The organism is Thiorhodococcus minor (assembly GCF_010820565.1).
GTDB lineage: Bacteria > Pseudomonadota > Gammaproteobacteria > Chromatiales > Chromatiaceae > Thiorhodococcus > Thiorhodococcus minor.
The window spans coordinates 1-5,332 of record NZ_JAAIJQ010000159.1 but is presented as its reverse complement, the minus strand read 5'-3'; the positions used below and the strand labels follow the sequence as shown (position 1 = coordinate 5,332).

The following is a 5,332-nucleotide window of genomic DNA, read 5'->3' as shown; positions in this document are numbered from 1 at the left end:
CCGCCCGCAATCTCATCGCCCTGGGCGTTCTTACGGTCGGCCAGATCGCCCAAGCGACGGGGTTGAGCCTGGCGCAGGTCGAGGCGCTGCGCGCGGCCGGGCCCTAGCCGAAGTTTAACATGACCCCATTGGTCTTGAGCCCTTTACGCCCGCCAAGCAGCTGATTCATTTGTACACAGCCGCCCTGTCGGCCAAAGTAGTGCCATAACATTGAATGGGGTCTATTGCCATCCGGCGGCGGGCATTCTAGGTTCGGGGTATGTACATCCGCCGCACCCAGACGCGCAACACCGCCACCGGCGAGCGCGACTTCACCCATCGACTGGTGCGCTCGCAGCGCGTCGGCGGGAAGGTGCGGCAAGTGACGGTGCTCAACCTTGGGCGGCATTTCGCCGTGGCGCAAAGCGACTGGCCGACGCTGTGCGCGCGCCTGGAGGAGATCCTGAGCGGGCAGGCGGTTTTGGTCGGTTACGGCTCGCTGCTGCTCGAGCGCGAAGCTCAGCGCCTGGCGGCGCAGATTCTGGCGCGTGAGGGGGCGTCCATCCCCGCCGGCGAGTCGGAGCAGGAGGCTGGCGCCCCGACAGAGGCGCACAGCGTCACGCTCGATTCCCTGACGTTGACGCGCCCGCGCACGGTGGGCGTGGAAGCACTGGGGCTGTGGGCGATGGCGCAGCTCGACTTCGTCGCGCTGCTCGAGGAGCTGGGGCTGACCGGACCGCAGCGCGCGGCGGTGCTCGGTGTCATCCTCGGGCGCATGGCCGCGCCGGCCTCGGAGCTGGCCACCCAGCGCTGGCTGTGTGAGCGCAGTGCCTTGGGCGAGCTGCTCGATGTCGATTTTGAGGCGATGAGTTTGATGCAGCTCTATCGCGCCAGCGACGTGCTCATGCGCCACCGCGCGGTGATCGAGGCGGCGCTGTTCGCGCGTGTGAGTGAGCTGTTCGGGCTCGACTGCACGGTCACCCTCTACGACCTGACCAACACCTATTTCGAGGGCGAAGCGCCGACCCATCCCAAGGCCAAACGCGGCCACTCCAAGGAGAAGCGCCGCGACTGTCCGCTGCTCACCCTGGGGCTGGTCTTGGATGGCAGCGGCTTCGTGCGCCGCTCCGAGGTCTTCGACGGCAACGTGGTCGAGGGCACCACACTGGCGGCGATGCTGCAGGGCCTGGGCGCCCCGAGCGGGGCCTTGGTGGTCATGGATCGCGGGATCGCCACCGCCGAGAACATCGCCTGGCTGCGTGCGCGCGGCGGCCGCTATCTGGTCGTCAGCCGCGAGCGCCAGCGCCAGTTCGACCCGGAGCAGGCCACGGATCTGCTCACCGCGGGCGCAGACGCTGTCTCGGTGCAACGGGTGGAGGACAGCGAAGGTCAGGAGGTGCGCCTGTACTGTTACTCCGAACAGCGCGCCCGCAAGGAAGAGGCCATCGCCGCGCGCTTTTCTGAGCGCTTCGAGGCCGGGCTGCAGGCCTTGGCTGACGGACTCACCCGTCCGCGCACGACCAAGAAGATCGACAAGCTCTGGGAGCGCATCGGGCGCCTGAAGGCCAAGAGCCGTGGTGCGGCACAGCACTATCACATCGAGATCGTCCCGGATGCCAGTGGTCAGAAGGCGCAGGCCATCCGCTGGGAGCGTCGCCCGATCGAGGGGAGCAAAGACACCCACCCGGGCGTCTACTGCCTGCGCACCAATGAGATGACGTGGGACGGCGAGCAGTTGTGGCGCACCTACATGATGCTCACCGACCTCGAGGCCGTGTTCCGCTCCTTCAAGTCGGAGCTGGGCCTGCGCCCGATCTTTCACCACACCGAAGCGCGCTGCGACGCCCACCTCTTCATCACCGTGCTCGCCTATCAGTTCGTCCAGCTCATCCGCCGACGCCTGCACGCGCAAGGCATCAACGCCAGCTGGCTGAGCCTGCGCGAGACGCTCAATGGCCAAGTGCGCGTCACCGCGACCTTCCGCCGCCCCGACGGGCGCGCGCTGCACGTGCGCAAGGCCACCCAGGCCGAGCCCGGCCAACAGCAGATCTACCAGGCCCTCGGCGTCAACCCGAGCCCAGGAGGGGTGAGCAAGATGATCGTCTGAGCCAGCCACATTCAAAGAATGGCCCCGTTGTAGTGCCACTCGCCGATTTCAGCCCGCGTAAGCGGATGATCTAGAAAGAATTACAAATCTACCTGTTAAACTTGGGCTAGCGAGCGACCGGCGTCGATCATCCGGTTGGCCGCTTGGGTCAAGAGGGTATTGAAATCACGCAAGCGAGGGAGCGCGATGGGGCTTGCCGCGCGCCGAGCCTGACCGTGGGCAACGGCATGCTCCAGGCTCTTGATGGTGAGCGAGGAGAAACGGTACGCACCGCGTAGCTCGAAGCCACCGGTCAAGACCCTGAAGGCTTCGGGGCCGGCGGAGAGGAAGAGGTAGATGGGGTGGTCGCTGCTCCTGGGGTGTCTTCGTATCTATCGGCCGAGCAGGCTTCAACGGTCACACCGTCGTTGGGCAATGGCTCCGAAGGTTATAAGCTCGCGCCGGGCTCGGGTATCTGTCGACCTGACGTCCAGTGTTGTCAGAAGTTGGCAAAATGCGTTGACCTCGTGTCGAAAGTCGAAAGCTTCTGTGACGGTATCGGTCACCGTCACGGCGGACGCTCAGGTTCCGCTGAGCGACCAGCTCTTTTGACGACAACCAGGCGCGGATGTGACAGGGTGAGTGAGGCATAGCCGTCAAGCTTCTCTGTAATTCAGGCCTGAGCACCTGGCTCAAGAAAGCTTTAGATCATTCGCACTCGCCGAGATCGTTCCAGGCTCGCTGCCAGTCCCCGATCTGCGCGGCGTGACACACAGTGGCCGACAGCATCTCCGACAAGGCATGGCTGAACGCGGCTGAGCTGTCACCGCCGAAGCTATGCCCCAGCTCATGCAAGTAGGTGCTGACCGCGTCGCCGAAGGCGTCTTGACGCAGCAGCGTCGCCATAAGTGCCACGTACGGAAGCCGGTTGCGGATGCGCAGACCGCGCCATCGCGCGGCTGTGGCGCCGGTACGGATGCAGGTGGTCATGCCCTGCCAGGCGGTACAGGGGTTTTCGATGACCTTGCAGGGCGGCAGCTCGATCTGCTCCAGCAGGTCCGGGAGCAGGGTCTTGGCGACGGATTCGAGAATGGCGATGCGCTGGGTCTCGCACGGGTCGGGATCGCGGGTGATGGTGAAGCCATCGGCCTCGGCGCAGGCGTCTTCAAGGTCCGGATAGTCGAGCGCCCGGAACGCCTCTTGGACCAGACGGTAGCGCCGGCCGCTGCCCCTGATCCAGGCGAGGGCCTGACGGCGCCGGTTGTAGCGCGGCAGGTCGCTGCGCTTGATCCGGGCAGCGACCAGCAGATGCGGGTTGTCGGCACGAAACCCCGCGGCTTGCTCCGGAGATGCGGCGAGTCGGTGTACCAGCTTATCGATGATCGGGTACCAGGACTCGAAGTCATAGCGCTTGCGTGGCCGCTCGTACCAGCGTCCCGCAAAGATGCGCAGGACCGCGTCGGCCGCATCCGGCGGCAGGCGCGCGGCGACCATGCCGACCAGCTTTACGACATCCATGCGATACAGGTTGTTGCGCTCGCGGTCGTTGCCGCGATGGTCATGCAGGCAGACAACCAGTGGGTAGGAGAAGGAGCCGAGGGCCTGAAATCCGGCGAACAAAATACCCGGGCCGCGGTCGTTATAGGTCGCTGGATAGTCTGGCGGCTTGGGCTGCTGTGAGCGGTGATAGACGGCGGCCGTCGGCGAGGTCCAGATCGCCTCGCCAAGCAGCGGGTTGTCGGGATAGAAGAAGCTGAGCAGCGCGGTCTCCAGGGTAACCGAATCCTGGAATGGCGCGATGGTCAGCAGGGTATCGGCGGTCGGCTCCAGTCCGTTCCGGACTTCGTAGGCCAGGGCCTGCAGCTGGCGTCCGTCCACGTCAAGCGTTTCGGTGACCACGCGGAGGTGCCAGTCGCGTGAGCGCACCTCGATGGTCCAGCCGAAGTCGCGTAGGGCGCAGAGCGCGGCGATCTTGAAGCCCTCTCCGAAATAGCCGGCGTAGTCGCCGTCGCCGTCGCGCTTGGTGGAGGCGCCGATCGGGATCAGCCAATCGTAGCTGAAGTCCACGTCCTTGGAGGTCAGGGTGAGCCGCCCTTGCTCGATCCGGTGGCTGAACCGCGCGGCCCATTCATCCCGAGGGATGCTGTCATAGAAGTTCTGGATCAGGTCGCGCAAGACCTTGTAGCGCGACCAGCGCACCGGGTAGTCGAAGATCAGATTGAGCGGAATCCGGCGCGGCGCGGCGCTCGAGGCTTCGCGCTGATGATGCTCGGATCGCTCAGGTTGCCATGACATCGGTGAGCCGCCGTCCCGGCTCGGATCTAGAGCAGTTTCACCAGCGCCGCAATGGCCCCGACCTGGGCTAACATCAATGGAATGAGCCAGGCGAGCAAGGCGTTGCGACTGCGCTCGATGTCGGTCTTGACCTCGCCACGTAAACGCTCGATCTGCGACTGCACCTCACCGCGCAATTGCTCGATTTGTGACTGAACCTCACCGCGCAATTGCTCGATTTGCAGAGTCAGATTCGCCCTCACTTGCTCGATCTCGCGTTGCAAGCGCAGCTCGGTCTCGCGCAGGTGCTGCTGGGTGGCTAGATCGGGGAGGTGCGGATAGCGCTCCTCGAGCCGCTCGAAGGCCTCGGCGATCACCCGCGCGCGGGCGCGGTCATCGGGGGCGCTGGCTAGGGCTTCATAGAGCTCGACAACGGAAGCCATCATGATGTCCTCGTACGTTTGGTATCCAAATCAACCGCAATATCAGGTGTGATTCTTACACTCCTGACCGACATTCGCTGGATTTCTGATTTCTTTGGGGGGAAAAAGGGGCCGGGTGACCGCGCGGGGAAAGGGGAAGGATTCTGAGGTATCCCCACTAAATTCCACATCAGAACATAAGCTTAGAGAGGGGATCTCCAGCAGAAAGGAACATGCATGGGGTTTGATGGTGCACAGCGGGCGACCAAACCTGCGGAGGCCCCCCCATGCATGCACTGACGATTCTACAGTGTTGTGTCGCCCCGCTGCTGGCCGGCATCCACCGGCGGCGCCTGTCTGTGCTGCTTGAGGCCGTGGCCGCGACGGTGAGCGGGCCGCGGCTGACGCTGACCGAGATCGGCCGACGCTTCGCCGGCGGGTCGAATCTGCGCCACCGCATCAAGCGCGCCGACCGGCTGCTGGGCAACGTGCAACTGCAGCACGATGCTAAGCACATCTATAAGGCATTGGCGCGGATGCTTCTCTCGGGCGTGGCCGAGCCGCCGATCGT

At 64.6% G+C, this 5,332-nt stretch carries 3 protein-coding genes and 1 pseudogene; 2 read left to right on the top strand and 2 right to left on the bottom strand.

The annotated features are described in order from the left end of the window. The first annotated feature begins 259 nt into the window (after positions 1-259). Entirely contained in the window at positions 260-2,086 is a 1,827-nt protein-coding gene (locus G3446_RS25460) for an IS1634 family transposase (RefSeq protein ID WP_164456477.1), read from the top strand. Positions 2,087-2,773: 687 nt separating this feature from the next. Here the strand turns inward: G3446_RS25460 and G3446_RS25455 are convergent. Further along, positions 2,774-4,360, bottom strand: coding sequence for a hypothetical protein (locus tag G3446_RS25455; RefSeq protein ID WP_164456476.1), 1,587 nt, complete (start codon positions 4,358-4,360; stop codon positions 2,774-2,776). Between the two features lie 26 nt (positions 4,361-4,386). After that, entirely contained in the window at positions 4,387-4,782 is a 396-nt protein-coding gene (locus G3446_RS25450) for a DUF1640 domain-containing protein (protein ID WP_164456478.1), read from the bottom strand. Positions 4,783-5,048: 266 nt separating this feature from the next. On the opposite strand from G3446_RS25450, the pseudogene G3446_RS25445 reads away from it, so the two are divergent. After that, positions 5,049-5,332: pseudogene (locus G3446_RS25445) on the top strand (IS4 family transposase); the annotation flags it as partial.